The organism is Streptomyces sp. 5-10, from assembly GCF_014712245.1.
Lineage (GTDB): Bacteria > Actinomycetota > Actinomycetes > Streptomycetales > Streptomycetaceae > Streptomyces > Streptomyces violaceusniger.
In genome coordinates, this window is sequence record NZ_JACVYG010000010.1 from 1 (window position 1) to 481 (window position 481).

The 481-nt window shown below is 69.0% G+C and carries 1 protein-coding gene; it reads left to right on the top strand.

What is annotated here, in order from left to right:
- The coding region (locus IEJ02_RS14595) for a CurL C-terminal domain-containing protein (RefSeq protein WP_498067035.1) at window positions 1–481 on the top strand (481 nt) is incomplete at both ends.

Consider the following 481-nt stretch of genomic DNA (forward strand, 5'->3'; position numbering starts at 1 on the left):
TGAGTGGCACCAATGCCCACGTCATCCTCGAGGAGGCTCCCGCCGTCGAGGAGGCGTCCACGGAGCCCGGCGGTGGGAGGGACCTGCCGGTGATCCCGTGGGTGGTCTCGGCGCGTAGTGCCCCGGCCCTTGTGGCGCAGGCGGGACGTCTGGCGGAGTTCGTGGAGTCCCAGCCTGTGGTGGAGCCGGTTGATGTGGGTTACTCGTCCGCGGTTCTGCGCGCCGCGTTCGAGCATCGGGCGGTTGTCTTCGGCCGTGACCGCGATGAACTGGTTGGTGGTCTGCGGGCGGTGGTGGCCGGTGAACCTGCGGCGCATGCCGTGGTCGGGGTTGCGGGTGGTCTGTCGGCGTGGGTGTTCGCGGGTCAGGGTGCGCAGCGGCTGGGGATGGGGCGTGAGTTGTATGGGGTGTTTCCGGTGTTCGCGGCGGCCTTTGATGAGGTGTGTGCGGGGTTCGAGGGTGTGTTGGAGGGTTCGCTGCG